General features: G+C 74.3%; 12 protein-coding genes and 1 pseudogene. 4 read left to right on the top strand and 9 right to left on the bottom strand.

Annotation, left to right across the window (positions count from 1 at the left end):
• Window positions 1-85: 85 nt before the first annotated feature.
• The 3 genes from AB0F13_RS24375 to AB0F13_RS24365 all read right to left on the bottom strand — a co-directional run bounded on the left by AB0F13_RS24375 (window position 86) and on the right by AB0F13_RS24365 (window position 3,490).
• Window positions 86-1,189 (bottom strand): prenyltransferase, encoded by a 1,104-nt coding sequence (locus tag AB0F13_RS24375; RefSeq protein WP_362086109.1) that lies wholly within the window; start codon window positions 1,187-1,189, stop codon window positions 86-88.
• A complete protein-coding gene (locus AB0F13_RS24370; RefSeq protein ID WP_362086106.1) occupies window positions 1,186-1,941 on the bottom strand; it encodes a class I SAM-dependent methyltransferase in 756 nt (251 codons plus the stop codon). Before AB0F13_RS24370 ends, AB0F13_RS24375 begins: the two co-directional genes overlap by 4 nt.
• Window positions 1,942-2,116: 175 nt before the next feature.
• The gene (locus AB0F13_RS24365) at window positions 2,117-3,490 is read right to left on the bottom strand and encodes a glycosyltransferase family 4 protein (RefSeq protein WP_362086103.1); all 1,374 of its coding nucleotides are present in this window, start codon (window positions 3,488-3,490) and stop codon (window positions 2,117-2,119) included.
• Window positions 3,491-3,794: 304 nt separating this feature from the next.
• Here AB0F13_RS24365 and AB0F13_RS24360 point away from each other — a divergent pair, with 304 nt between their 5' ends.
• Complete coding sequence (locus AB0F13_RS24360; RefSeq protein ID WP_362086100.1) at window positions 3,795-4,442, top strand: TetR family transcriptional regulator; 648 nt, start codon at window positions 3,795-3,797, stop codon at window positions 4,440-4,442.
• Between the two features lie 214 nt (window positions 4,443-4,656).
• Window positions 4,657-5,142 (top strand): annotated as a pseudogene (locus AB0F13_RS24355) (response regulator transcription factor); the annotation flags it as partial.
• On the opposite strand, the gene AB0F13_RS24350 reads toward AB0F13_RS24355, so the two are convergent.
• The 6 genes from AB0F13_RS24350 to AB0F13_RS24325 all read right to left on the bottom strand — a co-directional run bounded on the left by AB0F13_RS24350 (window position 5,068) and on the right by AB0F13_RS24325 (window position 14,678).
• Entirely contained in the window at window positions 5,068-7,440 is a 2,373-nt protein-coding gene (locus AB0F13_RS24350) for an ABC transporter ATP-binding protein (protein WP_362086097.1), read from the bottom strand. The pseudogene AB0F13_RS24355 and the gene AB0F13_RS24350 sit on opposite strands and share 75 nt — an antisense overlap.
• Before the next feature lie 535 nt (window positions 7,441-7,975).
• Entirely contained in the window at window positions 7,976-9,637 is a 1,662-nt protein-coding gene (locus AB0F13_RS24345; protein ID WP_362086246.1) for an ABC transporter ATP-binding protein, read from the bottom strand.
• 183 nt (window positions 9,638-9,820) lie between these two features.
• Window positions 9,821-9,946: a SapB/AmfS family lanthipeptide gene (locus AB0F13_RS24340; protein WP_362086094.1), complete on the bottom strand. Its 126-nt coding sequence runs from the start codon at window positions 9,944-9,946 to the stop codon at window positions 9,821-9,823.
• Between the two features lie 43 nt (window positions 9,947-9,989).
• Window positions 9,990-12,761, bottom strand: coding sequence for a class III lanthionine synthetase LanKC (lanKC, locus tag AB0F13_RS24335; protein ID WP_362086091.1), 2,772 nt, complete (start codon window positions 12,759-12,761; stop codon window positions 9,990-9,992).
• Between the two features lie 124 nt (window positions 12,762-12,885).
• Entirely contained in the window at window positions 12,886-13,125 is a 240-nt protein-coding gene (locus AB0F13_RS24330) for a ferredoxin (RefSeq protein ID WP_362086088.1), read from the bottom strand.
• A complete protein-coding gene (locus AB0F13_RS24325; RefSeq protein ID WP_362086085.1) occupies window positions 13,122-14,678 on the bottom strand; it encodes an aldehyde dehydrogenase in 1,557 nt (518 codons plus the stop codon). The genes AB0F13_RS24330 and AB0F13_RS24325 overlap by 4 nt, the downstream gene beginning before the upstream one ends.
• A 266-nt stretch (window positions 14,679-14,944) precedes the next feature.
• On the opposite strand from AB0F13_RS24325, the gene AB0F13_RS24320 reads away from it, so the two are divergent.
• Together AB0F13_RS24320 and AB0F13_RS24315 are read left to right on the top strand one after the other, a co-directional pair.
• Entirely contained in the window at window positions 14,945-16,219 is a 1,275-nt protein-coding gene (locus AB0F13_RS24320; protein WP_362086083.1) for a prenyltransferase/squalene oxidase repeat-containing protein, read from the top strand.
• Complete coding sequence (locus AB0F13_RS24315) at window positions 16,216-16,920, top strand: SCO2322 family protein (RefSeq protein WP_362086080.1); 705 nt, start codon at window positions 16,216-16,218, stop codon at window positions 16,918-16,920. The genes AB0F13_RS24320 and AB0F13_RS24315 overlap by 4 nt, the downstream gene beginning before the upstream one ends.
• Window positions 16,921-17,224 lie beyond the last annotated feature (304 nt).

Raw genomic sequence — 17,224 nt, 5'->3', positions numbered from 1 at the left:
CCCGGACCCCCGGTCCTCAAACGCCGGACGGGCTGCTGTGCTGTGAGGACGCCGCGCGCAGCGCGGTCCGGGGCGGGGCCCCGGGTCACTGCCTCGCGCAGTCGCAGTCCGGGCCCAGCCCCACCACCGGCAGGCGCTCACCGCCGAAGACCGCCGTGGTGGCCTCGTCGCCGCCGAGCGCCGCGGCGGCCAGCAGCAGGGAGCCGGCCGTCCAGGTGGTGAGCTCCTCCGGCCAGACCGCCTTGTCCTCGAAGACGTAACCGGTCCAGTACATGCCGTTCTCGGCGCGCAGGTGCTGGATCCACTGGAGGATCTCCACCGCGCGGTCGGACTCGCCCATCACCCAAAGGGCCAGCGCCAGTTCACAGCTCTCGCCGCCCGTGACCCAGGGGTTGGGCAGCACGCAGCGCACCCCGAGCCCGGGCACGACGAAGGCGTCCCAGTGCCGTTCGATGCGCTCCTTGGCGGCCGCGCCGGTGACGGCGCCGCCCAGCACGGGGTAGTACCAGTCCATGGAGTAGCGGCTCTTGTCCAGGAACCGCTCCGGGTGATGGCGTATCGCGTGGGCCAGCAGGCCGGCGGCCAGCTCCCAGTCGGGCTGTGGCTCCTCGCGGTGCTCGGCGATGGCCAGGGCGCAGCGCAGCGCCTGGTGGATGGAGGAGCAGCCGGTGAGCAGGGCGTCGGTGACGTCCGTGTCGCCGTTCTCCGGCGACTCCCGCTTCCAGCCGATCTGGCCGCCGGGCTGCTGCAGTTGCAGGACGAACTCGACGGCGGCGAAGACGGTCGGCCACATGCGGTCGAGGAAGGCGTCGTCGCCGGTGGAGAGGTAGTGGTGCCAGAAGCCGACGGCGGCGTAGGCGACGAAGTTGGTCTCGCGGGCCCGGTCGGTGGGCCGGCCCGCGTCGCCGTCGGCGTACGCGGCGTACCAGGAACCGTCGGGGTTCTGGTGGCCGGCGAGCCAGCGGTACGCGGCCTCGGCGCGCTCGTGTTCACCCGCGGCGTCCAGGGCCATGGCGGACTCGACGTGGTCCCAGGGATCGAGGTGGTGACCACGGAACCACGGTATGGCGCCGTCGGCGCGCTGGACGGCGGCGATGCCCGCAACGGTCTGCTCGGCCTGTTCGACGGTGAGCACCCCGGGCAGGACGAGGCGTTCGGTGCGGCCGGAGCCCCGGCTGAAAGCGGTCATTCGGCGGCCGCCCGGGCTGTCGGGGCCACGGTGGCGGGGAGGTGCGGCTTGGTCGCGTACGCCACGAAGCTCTTGCCGATGACCGGGTTGAGGAGCTGCTCGGCGAGGCGCGTGGCCTTGGGCTTCTTCATGATGTCCCAGACGAGCAGCTTGTGGTACGCGCGGACGGGCAGCGCCTTTTCGTTGCCCACCCCGAAGGCGCACTTGAGCCACCAGTAGGGGCTGTGGAGGCCGTGGGCGTGGTGGGTGCCGTAGGGCTTGAGGCCGGCTTCCCGCATTTTGTTCAGCAGTTCGTCGGCCTTGTAGATGCGGATGTGACCGCCCTCGACCTCGTGGTACTCGTCGCTGAGCGCCCAGCACACCTTCTCCGGCCCGTAGCGGGGGACGGTGACCGCTATGCGGCCGCCGGGCCTGAGGACGCGCACCATTTCGGCGAGGACGCCCTTGTCGTCCGGAATGTGCTCCATGACCTCGGAGATGATGACGACATCGAAGCTGTCGTCGGGAAACGGCAGTGCGAGCGCGTCGCCCTCCATGGCGGTGGCGGTGGCCCCCTCCGGGGCCTCGCCGGCCTCCTTCATGGCGGCGAACCACTTGGCGACCTCGCGGATCTCCGCACCGTTGCGGTCGAGGGCGACGACCTGGGCGCCGCGCCGGTAGCACTCGAAGGCGTGCCGCCCCGCGCCGCACCCCAGATCGAGGACGCGGTCGCCTGCGGCGAGCGGGAAGCGGGAGAAATCGACGGTCAGCACGTTTTTGCTTTCGTCCGGCGGGACAGGTCGGGGTGCGGCGCCAGCCGCGTGGGGTGGGTCGCTGCCTCGGCCGGCGGAAAAGGAGGCCCGTCCGGCGACCGAGGACTTGGGGGCACCTCCCGGCGGTGGCCGGGGGAGGTGAAAGGGCGGAAAGGGGAACAGTCCGTGCCGGCCACTAGCCGCGCCTGCCGGCCGGCCGCATGGCACCGGCTCGGGCCATCGCCTCACGGTAGTGCTCGGCCGTCCCGATCGCCGCCTGGTGCCAGGTGAACTTGGCGAGTACGCGCTGCCGGCCCGCTGCACCCAGGCGCCGGCGCAGGTCCGCGTCACCGAGCAGCCGGGACAGCGCGGCGGCCAGCGCGTCCGCGTCCCCCGGCGGGACGGCGAGACACGTCTCGCCGTCGGGCCCGGCGACCTCGGGGATGGCGCCTCCGGTGGTGGCCACCAGCGGGGTGCCCGTGGCCATGGCCTCGGCCGCCGGCAGGGAGAAGCCCTCGTACAGGGACGGCACGCAGGCGATCTGGGCCGAGCGGACCAGGCCGACGAGTTCGGGGTCCGTGATGCCCTTGACGAACTCGACGGCACCTTCGAGCCCGTGCCGCTTGATGGCAGTGGCGACCGGCCCGTTCTCGGCACGCTTGCCGACGACGACGAGGTGGGCGCCGGGGTTGCCGGCGGCCCGGACGCGGGCCAGCGCCTCCACGAGGTGGACGAGGCCCTTGAGGGGGACGTCGGCGCTGGAGGTGGTGACGATCCGGCCGGGTATCTCCGCGACGGCGGGGTCCGGCGAGAAGAGGCCGGTGTCGGCGCCGATGTGGACGACGTGAATACGGCCGGGACGCACCCCCAGGTGGTCGACGATCTCCTGCCGGGAGGATCCGGAGACCGTGAGCACGGACGGCAGCCGCCGGGCGACGCGCTTCTGCATCCGCGTGAACCCGTACCAGCGGCGCACGGAGGCGCGGCGCTTCCAGTCCTGCGCCGCGTCCAGCTCCAGCTGCCGGTCGACGGTGATGGGGTGGTGGATGGTGGTCACCAGGGGGGCGCCGAGGACGCCGGGCCCGCCGAGGAGCCCGTAGCCGAGGGTCTGGTTGTCGTGGACGACGTCGAAGTCGCCGCGGCGCGCGGCGAGGTGGCGGCGGGCGCGCAGCGAGAACGTCAGCGGCTCGGGGAAGCCGCCGGTCCACATCGTGCCGACCTCCAGCGCGTCGATCCAGTCGCGGAACTCCTCGCGCCTGGGGGTTCGGAAGGGGTCGGGCTGGCGGTAGAGGTCGAGGCTGGGCAGCTCGGTCAGCCGCACGCCGCCGGCCGCACTCCGCGGCACGCCGCTTCTCGCGTAGCCGCTGCGCACGTACTCCCCGTCCTCCCCGTCCTCCCCACCCTTCATGTCGTCCCCGCCCTTCACGTCGTCCAGGACGGGGTAGGGCTGGGCGCCGATGACCTCGACGGAGTGGCCGAGGCGGGCGAGTTCCCGGGAGAGGTGGCGTACATATACGCCCTGACCGCCACAGAAGGGGTTGCCCTTGTAGGTGAGCAGCGCGATGCGCAACGGACGGTCGTCGCCACCCCTGTCCCGGAGGCTGCTGCGGTCTCGCGTAAGCGATGCCTCCGTGGCCTCAGCGGTCACTCCGGCCTCCTTCTCACTGGCTGTTCCGCCGGAGCGTAACGGGTCGCGCTAATCTAGAACAAGTTTCAGACCGGGTCGTCAGAGGCTTGAATCTACCGGCATGTCAGAGGGCCGAAACAGCCGTGCCGGGTGATTCGCGCCACCAACCCGACCCCTGCCATGCTGTGCCGTCCGGGCCGCACAGGCGCCGCTGGATGGAACGCCACGGAATGGGACATACGGACATATGACGACGGAACCCAAGTCGGCCATGGCATCTGTCGCACCCCTGACCCCCGCCGCGCCCTTGACGGCACGTCAGGAGGACCGGCGCCGCCGCATTCTGCACGCCACGACCCGGCTGGCGTGCCGCGGCGGCTTCGACGCCGTGCAGATGCGGGAGGTCGCCGAGTCCTCCAGCGTCGCGCTCGGCACCCTCTACCGCTACTTCCCCTCGAAGATCCATCTGCTGGTCGCCACCATGCAGGACCAGCTGGAGCACCTCCACGAGACGCTGCGCAAGCGCCCGCCGACCGACGAGAACCCGGCGGCCCGCGTGGCCCAGACCCTGATGCGGGCATTCCGCGCGATGCAGCGCGAGCCGCACCTGGCCGACGCGATGGTGCGCGCCCTGACCTTCGCCGACCGCTCGGTGAGCGCCGAGGTCGACACGGTCTCCCGGCTCACCACGGCGATCATCCTCGACGCCATGGGCCCGGCGGGCCCGCCCACCCCCGAGCAGTTGTCGGCCGTACGCGTCATCGAGCACACCTGGCACTCCGCCCTGATCACCTGGCTGTCGGGACGGGCGTCCATCGCCCAGGTGAAGATCGACATCGAGACGGTCTGCGGACTCATCGGCCGCCCGCCGACGGCCGCCGGCGCATGCCGGTAGGAGAGGGTCAGTAGGGCGCAAGGCACCCGCAGCCGAGGCGGGCGCGGCGGTCCTCCCACGTCGTTGCGCCCCCCGTGGACGGGGTATCCGCCCCCCTGACAGTGGGCGGCGCCGGTATGAATTTATCGACGTGCCCGAGGTGGTTCGCTACACGGAGCGGGGAGATACACACGTGACCCGAGTTCTACTGATACACGACACCTATCTACTGCGCATGGCTCTGGCGGTACTGATCGGCAGAGAGCCGGACCTGGAGGTGTCCTCGGCCTCCTGGCCCGGCGCCCTCGCGACGTCCCGGGCCCTGCGGCCCGATGTGTGCGTGGTGGACATGGACAGCCCGCACGCGGGCGAGGAATGCGGTATCGGGGAACTGGGGAGCCGATGTCGTGACGACGGCGGGCCCACCGCGCTGCTCGCGCTGGCGACCACCGGGCGTCCCGGGCCGCTGCGCCGGGCCTACGAGGTCGGAGCGTTGGGGTACTTGAGCAAAAACGCTTCGCCGGACCGGCTCGTCGAGGGCATACGGCATGTGGCGAAGGGGGAACGCTACATCGACGAGTCGCTCGGCTTCGGCTTCCTCCAGGCGGCCGAGATACCGCTGACCCGCCGAGAGTTAAGCGTGCTGTCACTCGCGGCCGAGGGTGCCTCCGTCGGCGAGATCGCCCGGAGCCTGCACCTGTCCAACGGGACCGTGCGCAATTACATGGCCGCGATCAACCGCAAGACCGGGGCCCGCAACCGTGTCGACGCGATCCGCATCTCGCGCGTGGCGGGGTGGGTGTGAGAGGCCGGGTGGGGGTGGGTGCGAGAGGCCGGGTGGGTGAGGAGGGTCGGCCGGCTGTGAGCACTGCGCGCCCTGCGCGCCCGTCTGCGCGCCCGTCTGCGCGCCCATGAGGTCCCGGTAGAGCGCCGAACGCGCCGGGAGGTCCCGGTGCGTTCCGGCGACGGTGCCGGGCCCGTCCATGACCAGTACGCGATCCGCGCGCCGGGCCGAACCCGCGCGGTGAGCGATCACGACGAGAGTGCCGCCGGGACGCGCCGCGAAGGCGCGCTCGGCGCGCGCCTCGGCGGCCGGGTCGAGATGGCAGGCCGCTTCGTCGAGCAGCGCCACGCGGGCCGGTGAGAGATACGCGCGGACCAGCGCGATCAGCTGCCGCTCCCCCGCCGACAGCTCGCCCGGCACGACGGTTGCGTCCAGTCCGCCGCCGCCCAGTCGCCGTACGAGCCCGCCGGCGCCGATCGCCTCGGCGGCGGCCATGACCTCATGGTCGGGGACAGGGCCTTCGCGCAGGTAACGGAAGTTGTCGCCGAGGGTGCCGGAGAAGACGTACGCCTCCTGCGGGATCAGCACCCGCCGCCCCACCGCACCTCCGTCCCGGGCCGCCACCCCGCCCACGGCCACCTCGCCGGCCCACGGCTCCAGCAGCCCCGCGATCAGCCCGGCCAACGTCGACTTCCCCACGCCGCTGGGCCCGACGACCGCCAGGTGCGTGCCGGCCGGGAGGGTCAGGTCCAGCTCCCGCACGACGGGCTCGGCGTGCGCGCCATACCCGAAGGTGACACCGCGCAGCTCCACGGCGAGGGCGGGGGTGACGGGGGCCGAGGCCATCCTGGCGGGGGCCGGGGGCGCGAAGTCGGTCCGGGCCGGTACCTGGGCCGGGTGGGCGGGAAGTTGCGAACCGGAGGCTGGGCCAGAACCCCGGGCCGGGGCCGAGGTGTCGGGCGGGGCCGGGGCCTCAGCTGGGGCCTCGGACGGGGCCGGGGACGAGGTGTCGGGCGGGGCCGGGGCCTTGGCTGGGGGCGCAGCCTGGGGCGGGGCCGGTGTCCCGGCCAAGTGCGGGGCCGAGTGCGAGCCGGGGGCTCGACACGAACCCCGGGCCGGGGACGAGGTGTCGGGCGGGGCCGGGGCCTCGGACGGGGCCTCGGCCGGGGGCGCAGCCTGGGGCGGGGCCGGTGTCCCGGCCAAGTGCGGGGCCGAGTGCGAGCCGGGGGCTCGACACGAACCCCGGGCCGGGTCCGACGCCTCGGCGGGGGACGGGGGCGGGGCGGTCAGGCGGCGTACCACCACGGCCAGGCGGGCGCCGCTCGCTCCCAGGCCGTGGATGAGGCTCTGCAGGGCGGGGAGCAGGGACTGCGTCAGATACGTGAGGGCTCCCACGAGCGCGCCCGGTGAGACGCCGTGGTCCAGGAGCCACGGTGCGGCCGCCAGGAGCGGGACGACGGGGAAGCGGCCCGCGACGGCCAGCGCCCCGACGCGTACGACCGACCAGCGGGCGAGAGCGTTCGCAGTACGCAGCTCGGCATCGACGAGAGCGCCCGTCTCCGCGCGGGCCCGCTGCTCGGCCCCGCTCGCGGCGATGTCGCGCAGGCCGGCGCAGACCTCGCCCAGCGACTGCGCCACGGCCTCGTCGGCGGCCAGGAACGCCTCCTGGCGGCGGGCCATCGGCCGAAGCGTCGCGAGGAACAGCACCAGGCCGAGCACGAGCGGCGGCACGACGACCGCCAACAGCACGGGAGCCAGCAGGAAGAGCCCCACCAGGGCTCCGGCGGCCGTGAAGACGAAGGAGCGCGCCACCATCACCAGGCCCGCGAACGCGTCGCGGGCGATCTCCACTTGATGCGTGAGCCGGGACACCGCCGCGCTGTCGCCGTCCCGCAGGGCCTGCGTCACCACGCGCCGCACAAGGGCGTCGCGGAACGGTTCCACGAGCGCGGCCACGCCCCCGTACGTCCGTCCGGTGCCGTAGGCCCCGATCACCAGGGCGACGGCCGCGACCGCCAGCCAGCCGAGCCCCGTCACCGCGTGCCCCGCCAGGAACCCGGCGTCCAGCGCCCGCGCGAGGGCGTACCCGGTGGCGAAGGTCTGCACGGCCTCGACGGCCGACCACGCGGCGAGCCCCACGAGCACGCGCCGGCGCCGCAGCAGAAACGTCAGCCCTTGGCGGAAGCCGGCCGGTGCCGGTGCCGCGGCCACTGCCGGTGTGGCGGCTGGGGTCATGACGGCCTCCTCGGCCACTCGCGGTCCGCGGCGGGCGCCGCCGGGGGCGTCCGGTTCCGGCCGGCACGGCACCGCCGGAACCCGCCGCGGAACGACTCGCCCTCGCGGCGGTGAAAACTTCGCGGCCCGCCCGGCCAAGGCACCGGCCTCCACCACGCCCGATCGGCACGGCACCGCCGGAACGCGCCGGCGCACGACACACCGTCGCGGCGGTGAGAACCTCGCGGCCCGCCCGGCCAAGGCACCGACCCCCACCCGTTCCAGCCGGCACGGCACCGCCGGAACCCGCCGGCGCACGACACGCCCTCGCGGCGGTCAAAACCTCGCGGCCCGCCCGGCCAAGGCACCGACCCCCACCCCACCCGATCGGCACGGCACCGCCAGGCCGCACCGGCGCACGACACACCGTCGCGGCGGTGAGAACCTCCCCGCTCCCGCCGGCAGCGGCCGGCGCCGTGAGCAGTCGCTGTCCGCCGGCCGACTGCGGGCGGTGCGGCTCGCCGGGGTGGCCGGGCGGGCGTCGTGTTCGGCGGCGTCATTCGTCGAACACCGCCCGGTATTCGGGGAGTCGCCAGAGTTCGTCGTGGGGGCCCACGGCCCGGATGCGGCCGGCGTCGAGCCAGGCGACGCGGTCGGCGCGGGCCGCCGTCGACGGGCGGTGGGCGACGATGATGCGGGTGCGGGCGGCGACGTCGTGCAGGAGGGCCTCGGCCACCTTCAGTTCGGTGACGGTGTCCAGGCTGGAGGTGGCGTCGTCGAGGACGATCAGCCGGCCGGCGTGGGCGAAGGCGCGGGCCAGGCCCAGGCGTTGAGTCTCGCCGCCCGAGAGGGGGGCGGCCGCGCAGGGGGTGTCGTAGCCGTCGGGCAGGCGGCGTACGAAATCGTGTGCGCAGGCGGCGCGGGCCGCGGCCGTCAGGAGGGCGGGCCCGGGGGTGAAGGAACCGAAGGCGATGGTGCCGCCGATCGTGCCGCCGAGGAGCGCCGGGCGTTCGAAGGCGTAGCCGACCTCACGGCGCAACTCCTCGTGGCCGAGGTCGCGCAGGGCGACGCCGTCGAGGGTGACCTCGCCGGCGTCCGGGTCGGCAAGTCGCCCGGCGACGGCGGCGAGCACCGATTTGCCGGTGCCCGAGCGGCCTACGACGGCCAGCGTGGTGCCGCCCGGCACCGTCAGGTCCACGTCGTGCAGGACCTGCCGGCCGCCGCGCGCCGCGCTCACACCGCGCAGGCGCAGCGTCCCGTCGCCGGGCGGCAGGTGCCGGGCCCCGTACGGGGTGGGGGTGAGGGAGTGGACCTCCGCGAGGCGGCGCGCGGCGGTGCGACCGTGCACGAGCGCGTTGAGGTGGCCGACGAGCGCGCCGACACCCGCCGCCAGCACGGCGTAACGGGAGGCGGCCAGCAAGTCGCCGACGCTCAGCCTGCCGCGCGACAATTCCAGCCCGGCGACGGCCAGGACGGCGATCTGCAGCAGCGGTACGAGCGTCGCGGCCTGGGCGGTGGCACGGCCCTGCACCTTCCACATGCGGTGTCCGTGGCGCGCGAGGCCGGGCAGCGGTTCGAGGATGCGGGCCCGTTCGCGGTCGGCCGTACCAGCGGCGGCGATGGTCCGGGCGCCGCCCATGGCTTCGACCAGGCGCCCGGCGAGCTCGCCCTGGAGCCGCTGGTACCCGGTGAGGCTGTCGGCGGAGGCACGGGCGAAGGACCGCAGCAGCAGGGCGAGCACGGGGGCCCCGGCGAGGAAGGCCACGGCGAGCCAGGGGTCGATCAGCGCCAGGGCGACGATGCCGCCGACGGGCCCGGCGAAGGCGGCCACGGTCCCGGCGAGGGACGCGGGGGCGGTACCGGCATGGGCGGCGTTGCCGACGAGGCGGGTGACGAGGTCACCGACGGGTATCCGGGCGGTGGCCCGCGGGCCCGCCGCGAGAACGTGCCGCAGTGCGCGGTGGCGAAGCCATGCCGTGGTCCGCGCGGCGGTGGTGGCGGTGAGCAGTTCGTCGAGCGCGTCCAGCAGGGCGGGGACGCAGACGAGGCCCGCGCACAGCAGCACCCACCGGCTCGCGTCGCCGCCGCGCCGGGCGAGCAGCAGGTCGAGGGTGTGCCCGAGGACGGCGGGCAGCAACAGGGCCGCGACGGTGCTCGCGGTCGCGATGAGGGCGAGGGCGACGGTACGGCCGGCGCTGTGCCGCAGCGCGCCGGACATGACCCGGCGGCCGGCGCGGGCGGCCGGCGCCGGGCTCGGCTCGTGGTGCGGGGCCGTGACAACCATGGTGGTGGACCTCGTGAGTCGGACCGACGGCCGGACCTCCGTCGCTCCGCGACGGCCCGGTGGGCCCTCCCCTCGGGAAGAGCCCACCAGGAGCGAGCGGTTACCCGCGAGTGTGGATCACAGGCACAGCGCGACGCTGGCCGTGCTCCAGCACAGGAGAAGGCTGACGTTGCTGCCGCCGCCACCGCCTCCGCCGTGGGACAGCTCGTCGGATTCCATGCTCTGCAGGTCGAGAAGCGCCATGGTTCTTCCTTTCATGGGGACGAAATGTGACGGATTGGTTGGGTCACGGCTCCACAACGCGGTGGAACCGGCTCTGGGGCGCCCGCAAGGGCGGCAGGAAGGGCAGCTGTACGGACCGGTGGTCGCCGTCGAGGGCGGCGGCGAGGGCGAGCAGGCAGCCGGCCGTTCCGGTGGCGAGGTCCATCGACAGCCGCATCATCTGGTGTCCGGGGAAGGCCAGTTCGCCCCGGTAGGGCATGGCGTGCCAGGACAGGGCGGAGATCTGTTGGGCCACGTGCTCCGGGGTGACGCCCGGCGCGGCGGTGCGGCTCAGGTGCCAGACCATGCCCGCGCGGCCCTGGAAGAGGCCGGGCTGGGCGTAGAAGCGGGAGCGGGCCGCGGTGAGGATGGCGTCGCGGGCCTCGGTGAGGTCCTCGTCGTCCGCACCGCCGGGGACCTGGGTGAGGTAGTCGTCGAGCACCGCGCCGATGCCGACGCTGCCGTCGCCGAGGTACGGCATGGTCCGCCAGCCCTCGTCCACGTCGAGGGAGCCGATGGGTGTGCGTACGCAGCGTTCGAGGTCCGTGCGCAGGGCGGTGGCCGCCAGGTCGAGGAGGGCGGGGGCACCGGTGCGTTCGTGGAGCCTGAGGAAGAGCAGCGCGGAGCCGGTGGCGCCGTGCATCAGACCGGCGCGGCGCTTCGCGGCGGGGGCGGCGCGGCCGGCGGCGAGCCGGTCGGCGAGCAACTGCGCCGCTTCCACGGCACGTTCGTGCAGGGTGCGGTCGCCGGTGGCGCCGGCGAGGTGGTCCAGGAGCAGGCCGATGCCGGCCAGGCCGCCGTGCAGGCCGGGGGCCAGGCGCTGCCACTTCTCCGCGAGCAGGGAGCCGGTGACGTCGAGGGCGCGCTGGGTGTGCCCGAGGCGGTGGAGGGCGTAGGCGACGCCCGCGAGGCCGTCGTAGAGGCCTAGCGGGGTGCCGGGCGGCACCGGATCGATGTGGTCGAGCAGCCACTTCTCGCCCTCTTCGTAGGGCTCGGCACCGGCTTCCGCCAGGGCGTGGAGCACTCCGGCCGCGCCGTGCGCCAGGCCCAGGCCGCCGCCGTCGGAGAACTGCGCGACGTCGCCCGGGAAGAGCCGGTCGTCGCGCTCGGGCGTGGCGGAGGCGAGGATGGCCCGGATCATGGAGTCCCGGCTGCGCGGCCAGTCGCCGGGCTCGGGCAGGTCCCCGGGCAGGCCGCGCGGGCGACGGCTCCCGGCCCCTTGTGCGGCGGCGCTCCCGGCGCGGTCATCCGGTATCACGCCCCGTCCGGACGGGCCGGGCCCTCCTGACGGCTCCGGCACCGACTCCGGCTCGGACACCGGCTCCCCCGCCCTGTCCGTATCCGCGTCCAGGTCACGTGTGATCTCGGCGACGGCCTCGTCGAGGAACTCGCCCGGGACGGGGAAGTGTTCGGCGATGATGCCCGCCAGGTGCGCGGCCTTGGCCCGGTCGATGGCGAACAGCGTCGTGGCGGGCAGGAACAGCGCGAGGCGCAGACAGGCGAGGGCGTAGCGGTCGACGTCGGTGCCCGTGCGGTCCGGCGGGGCGACGAAGCCCGGGTGGGCGACGACCTGCCGGCCGTGCTCGGAGGCGGCCGCCGCGGCCTCGAAGTCGATGAGGGTGACGGACTGCTCGTCCGGCGCGACCAGGATGTTGAACATGTGCAGGTCGTTGAAGACCACCCCCCTGGCGTGCACCGCCCCGACCGCTTCCTCGACGGCCCGGTGGATGCGCAGCGCCCAACCGGTGTAGGAGGCGATCGCACCCGGGTCGGGTTCGGTGGAGAGCAGCGGGTGGCGCTCGGCGAAGAAGGAGTTCAGGGGGCGGCCCTCGACGAAGTCCATGACGAGGAAGCGGTGGTCCCCGACGCTGAACCAGTCCCGGACGCCGGGGGCGACGCCGAGCCCGGACAGCTTCTCCAGCGCGTCCTTCTCCCGCTCCAGGCGCGCGATCGCGTCGGCGCCGTCGGCGGCGAGCCCGGCGTGCGGCCGGCCCTCCTTGAGGACGACCGCGCTTCCGTCGCGGGTGTCGGTGCCGCGGTAGACGCCGCCGCCGTTGGAGAAGTGCAGGGCCTTCTCGATCCGGTAGGGCAGCTCACCGACGGTGGTGGCGTTGCGGGCGGCCAGGTGGGGCGCCAGGAAGGCGGGCAGGGACACCCACTCGGGCGTCTGAAACGCCGGGTTGCGCAGGTCCGGCACGAGGGTGCCGGTGGGGTCCTCGATCGCGGGGACCAGGGCACCCTTGGCGTCGGCGCAGTAGCGGCGGGCGAAGGCGCCGTAGCGTACGTAGAGCGGGCCCTCGTGCCAGCGCAGGTCGGTGAGGATGTACGGACCCGGTCCGCCGGCGAGGAGCTCGTGCAGGCCGGTGAGGACCGTGTGCAGCTGGTCCTCGTCGGCCGGGTAGACGGTGACGAACTTTCCGCTGCCGTCGCGGGCGGCGTATTTGCTGTTGCGCAGGTGCAGCTGGTGCGGGGCCGGGACGAACTTGAACGGGATGGCCCGCGGCACGCAGTAGTCCCACACGGCGGCGGCCGTCGTGTCCGCGGTCCTCGCGGTGGCGGACACGTGGACCTTCCAGCCCTGCGGCGGCTGCCCGGCGCGCGGGGCCCCGGTGTCGTCGACGGGCGTGAGGTTGAGCCAGTCCCCGCTGCGGGCGCTCTTCCAGCCCTGCGGCACGGGGCGGCGCGCGGTCTCGAACAGCGTGCTCTGCCCGCGGCCCTCCGCCACGGCGGACAGCCGGTCCGGGATCTCGTAGAAGTGCCTGTCCGCCAGGCAGTAGACCTCGTACCGCTTGTCCATCGGACCCCCTCAGCTGCGACGGGAAGAGATTTCCACGCCGCAGAGGGCCGGGACAGTCACACGTGTCACGAACAGTCCGTGCGGAACGCATGAGTAAACAAATGTCCGGACCAGAAGGCCGACGTCACTCCTCCGGCGGGAACACCGCCTCGCCCGTGCCGGTCCCGCGCAGGGTCACCGCCTCGACGGGGCAGCTCTCGGCGGCGTCCAGTACCGCCTGTGACGCGTCCGTCTCCTCGGCCACCGGGTGCGAGCGCCGCGCCTCGTCCAGCCGGAACGCTCCGGGCGCGATGGCCGCGCACTGGCCGGAGCCGACGCACAGCGCCCGGTCGACCGACACCCGCCAGCGCTCCCCTGCCGTCACGCGCCGCCCCCTTCGCCGCCCCGGCCGTCGTCGGCGCGACCACCGCCACCGCCACCGGCCCCGGCAGCCCCGGCCCCGTCCCCGTCCCCGTATCCGTATCCGGCCGGCAGGTGGATCGTCTTCTGCTCCAGGTACTCGGCGTAGCCCTCGGGCCCGCCTTCGCGCCCCAGGCCGGAGTCCTTGTAGCCGCCGAACGGCCCGAACATGTCCAGGCTGAAGGTGTTCACGCAGTACGTGCCCGTGCGCACCCGGCGCGCTATGCCGATGCCGCGCTCGACGTCGCTCGTCCAGACGCTGCCCGAGAGCCCGTAATCGGAGTCGTCGGCGATGCGGACCGCCTCCTCCTCGTCCTCGTAGGGCAGGAGGCAGACGACCGGGCCGAAGATCTCCTCGCGGGCGATCCGCATGGTGTTGGTGACGTCGCCGAACAGGGTCGGCTCGACGTACCAGCCCTTGTCCTTCCCGGCCGGCCGGCCGCCGCCCGTCAGGACCTTGGCGCCCTCGCGCTGACCGAGCGCGATGTAGTCGAGCGAGCGCTCCCGCTGGCGCCGTGCCACGAGCGGGCCGACCCGGGTGGCCGGGTCGAGGGGGTCGCCGACGACCAGCGCGGACGCGGCGGCGGCGAGGCGCTCGGCGATCTCGGCGTAGTGGGAGCGGGGGGCGAGGACGCGGGTCTGGGCGACGCAGGCCTGGCCGTTGTTCATCCAGGCGCTGGGGACGATGCCGGCGACGGCGGCGTCGAGGTCGGCGTCCGGCAGGACGATGGCGGCGGACTTGCCGCCCAGTTCGAGGGTGACCCGGGTCAGCCGGCGGGCGGCGACCTCCATGACGCGCCGGCCGGCCGCGACCGAGCCGGTGAAGGAGACCTTGTCGAGGCCGGGGTGGCCGACCAGGTACTCGCTGACCTCCCGGCCCGCGGGCAGGATCGACAGCACCCCTTCGGGCAGGCCGGCGGCCGTGACGATCTCGGCGAGGAGGTAGGAGTCCAGGGGCGTCTCCGGGGACGGCTTGAGGATCACCGAGCAGCCCGCCAGCAGCGCGGGCGCCAGCTTGGCCGCCGCCACGAACTGGGGGACGTTCCAGGGCACCACGGCCGCCACGACGCCCACCGGCTCCCGCCGGACGAGCAGCGGCCCGAGGACGCCGGCCCGCCGCTCCTCGTGGGGGAAGCCGCGGGCGACGGCGATGGCGGAGTCCCACACCATCACGGCGCCGAGGGCCTGGGCCAGGAGGCTCCAGGAGTAGGGGGAGCCGTTCTGGGCGGAGATGACCCGGGCGATCTCCTCGTACCGGGCCGCGATCCCGTCCTTGATCCGGGTGACCACCGCGATCCGCTCGTCCAGGGGCAGCCCGGACCACACCTCCGACTCGAAGGAGGCGCGGGCCACGGCCACGGCCCGGTCGACGTCCGCGTGCGAGGCGTGCGGGACGCGCCCGATGACGGCCTCGGTGTGGGGCGAGACGACCTCGATGACGTCCCCGCCCCGGCCGGCGGCGGGTTCGACGGGCACGCCGCCGATGAAAAGGTGTCCGTACTCGATGAGTTCGCCCATCGCGGTTGCCTCCCAGCACACCTGACAGCGCATCAGAATTACTGCCGGGTTCCGTTGTAGTGGCTGGGGCCGGGCGCCGGAAGGCGGGCGGCGGCAGGCATTGCCGCGCGCATGGCCGCACCCGCCGTGCCCGGGGGTGCGCGCGGCGCCGCCTGTGCACGTACGTGGCGGTATGAGCCGCCGGAAATGGGCCGGATAAAGTGTTCAGCCCCCGACAGAGCGACCCTCGGCCACCCCGCCGGGAACCCACCGAGAGGCACCACTCCATGGCCCCCTCCTTCGCCGTCCACGCGCGCCGTGGCGCCGCCGCCCTGGCCACCGCCGCCGTCCTGGGCGTGGCCGCGGCCCCCGCCGCCCTCGCCGACGGCTCGCCGTCCCCGGCCGCGCCGGGGCTCTACGGCACGGGTGACCCGAAGTTCGACGGTGTGTTCCGGCAGTCCCTCGCCTTCCTCGCGCAGGACGCCATGGGCGTGAGCCCGGCGAACTCCGCCGTCGACTGGCTCGCCGGCCAGCAGTGCGCGGACGGCGGCTTCCCCGGCTACCGGGCCGACACGGCCAAGGCGTGCGACGCGAAGAAGGACGAGTTCACCGACGCGACCGCCGCCGCCGTACAGGGCCTCGCGGCCGTCGGCGGGCGCGGTGAGGCGGTGAAGAAGGGCCTCGACTGGCTCAAGGCCCACCAGAACGACGACGGCGGCTGGGGCTACCAGGCCGGCAGCCCCACCGACGCCAACTCCACCTCCATCGCCGTCGGCGCGTTCGCGGCGGCGGGGCAGGACCCGGCGAAGGCCGCCGTCAAGAACGGCAGGAACCCCGTCGAGGCGCTGCTCGGCTTCCAGCTCGGCTGCGAGGCGAAGGAGGACGAGCGCGGCGCCTTCTCGTATCTGAAGGACAACGACAGCCTGCGCGCCGACAACCTCGCCAGCGCCGCGGCCGGCCTCGCCACGCGCGGCAAGGGCTACCTGGTCGACCCACTGAAGAAGGGCTCCGACGAGCCCCTGAAGCCGCTGGACTGCTCCGCCGACGACAAGGCGCGCCCCAAGGACGCCGCGGCCGCCGCCGAGGCCGTGGACGGCTACCTCTCCGGGGCGCTCGCCAAGAACGGCGGCTACCTCATGCCCTCCATGCCCGGCGCCCCGGCCAAGCCCGACCAGGGCAACACCGCCGACGCCGCCCTCGCCCTCGCCGCGGGCGGCCACCGCGAGGCCGCCGGGAAGCCGCTGTCGTGGCTGCGGTCGAAGGAGAGCGGCACCGCCGAGTGGGCCAAGGGCAACCCCGGCAAGCTCGCCAAGCTCATCCTGGCCACGCACGCGGCGGGCGGCGACCCGCGCGACTTCGGCGGCAGCGACCTGGTGGCGCAGCTCAACGAGACCGGCCCGAAGCCGGAGGCTGCCGCTTCGGCCTCCGGGAAGGAGAAGGACCAGGAGAAGAAGGACAGCGAGGGCGGCTTCGGCGTCTGGTGGTTCGTCGCCGTCTTCTTCGTCGCGAGCGTCGGCGTCGGCTTCCTGATGAGCGGCCGCAAGAAGAAGACCCAGCTGTGACCCACAGGGGCACCCGCGTGGGCACCCGCGTGGGTGCCGTTCTGCTCACCGTTCCACTCACCGGGCTGCTGGCCGTGCTCGGCGCGGCACCCGCCCACGCGGACGGTTACCGCTACTGGTCGTTCTGGCAGCAGGCGGCCGGTTCCGCGCAGGAATGGGCTTACGCCACCCAGGGCCCGGCCACGCTGCGCCCCGGCGACGGTGGGATCGTCGGCTTCCGCTTCGCGGTGAGCAAGGACTCCGCGGACGCCGCGAAGCCGCGTGCGGCGGCCGGCTTCGGGGCGGTGTGCGGCCGTACGCCCGCCAAGGAGGGCGCCAAGCGCGTCGCCGTAGTCCTCGACTTCGGCACGGCCGCCGACGCCCCGTCCGGCGAGAGCCCGCCCGCGGCCCGTACGGCCTGCGCGCAGGTCGCCACGGACGCGAGCGCCGCCGAGGCGCTCGCGGCGGTCGCGAAGCCGCTGCGCTACAACTCCGACGCGTTGCTGTGTGCGATCGCCGGGTATCCGAAGTCCGGGTGCGGGGAGAAGGTCGACGGCGGCCAGGAGACGAAGAGCGGGGCTCCCGCCGAGGGAAAGAAGGACGCCCCGCGGGAGGAGAAGGGTGACGGCGGCCCGTCCGCCGGTCTGATCGGCGGCATCGCGGTCGTGGCCGTGCTCGGTGCCGCGGCGGTGTGGCAGACGCGGCGGCGCCGTCGCGGATGAGCGACGGTGCGGGCGGCACGGGCCCGGGCGCGGGCGCCGACGCGGACCAGCGGCGGGGCAGCATTGCGGATGGCGCGGCTAGGGCGTACGGGCCGTACGCGCCGGGTACGGCTGACGGGCCGGATGAGCGGCGGGGCGGCACGGGTGGCGCGAGTGGCCCGAGTGGCCGGCTGCCGGCCGGATACCGCCCGCCTGCCGGGCAACGTGGACCGGACGAGCAGGCCGGGCAGCGCGGGCGGCCCGGGTGGCGCCTGCCGGCCGGATACCACCCGCCTGCCAGGCGCGGCGGACCGGACGAGCAGGC

The organism is Streptomyces sp. NPDC026206, assembly GCF_040638465.1.
Taxonomy (GTDB): domain Bacteria; phylum Actinomycetota; class Actinomycetes; order Streptomycetales; family Streptomycetaceae; genus Streptomyces.
Note: the sequence above shows the minus strand (reverse complement) of the source record. Positions and strands in the feature narration are given on the sequence as shown.

Excerpts from the sequence above, each read along its gene's own strand:
- AB0F13_RS24375 (WP_362086109.1), bottom strand. The coding sequence starts at position 1,189 with ATGACCGCTTTCAGCCGGGGCTCCGGCCGCACCGAACGCCTCGTCCTG.
- AB0F13_RS24360 (WP_362086100.1), top strand. The coding sequence starts at position 3,795 with ATGACGACGGAACCCAAGTCGGCCATGGCATCTGTCGCACCCCTGACC.
- AB0F13_RS24350 (WP_362086097.1), bottom strand. The coding sequence starts at position 7,440 with ATGACCCCAGCCGCCACACCGGCAGTGGCCGCGGCACCGGCACCGGCC.
- AB0F13_RS24345 (WP_362086246.1), bottom strand. The coding sequence starts at position 9,637 with ATGTCCGGCGCGCTGCGGCACAGCGCCGGCCGTACCGTCGCCCTCGCC.
- AB0F13_RS24340 (WP_362086094.1), bottom strand. The coding sequence starts at position 9,946 with ATGGCGCTTCTCGACCTGCAGAGCATGGAATCCGACGAGCTGTCCCAC.
- lanKC (WP_362086091.1), bottom strand. The coding sequence starts at position 12,761 with ATGGACAAGCGGTACGAGGTCTACTGCCTGGCGGACAGGCACTTCTAC.
- AB0F13_RS24325 (WP_362086085.1), bottom strand. The coding sequence starts at position 14,678 with ATGGGCGAACTCATCGAGTACGGACACCTTTTCATCGGCGGCGTGCCC.
- AB0F13_RS24320 (WP_362086083.1), top strand. The coding sequence starts at position 14,945 with ATGGCCCCCTCCTTCGCCGTCCACGCGCGCCGTGGCGCCGCCGCCCTG.